Here is a 209-nt window from a genome sequence, read left to right on the forward strand (position 1 = left end):
ATACGCTGCCTGACTTAAGCCAACTGACCCATGAACAACTGCTGGAATTTACCCGGCAGTTGGCGATGCAGCATCAGTCTCTAGCACAATCAAACCAGCAATTAGATGCCAAAGTTCAACATCTTGAAGTCACCAATCAGCAATTAGATTCTAAAGTTCAGCATCTTTCTATTCTCAATCAAAAATACGAGCATGAACTGGCGCTGTTT

The 209-nt window shown here is 42.6% G+C and carries 1 pseudogene; it reads left to right on the forward strand.

The window, feature by feature from the left end:
* A pseudogene (locus L6C30_RS14890) lies at positions 1 to 209 on the forward strand (IS66 family transposase); the annotation flags it as partial.

Source organism: Acinetobacter sp. KAM396 (genome assembly GCF_021602765.1).
GTDB classification, from domain to species: Bacteria; Pseudomonadota; Gammaproteobacteria; order Pseudomonadales; family Moraxellaceae; genus Acinetobacter; species Acinetobacter towneri_A.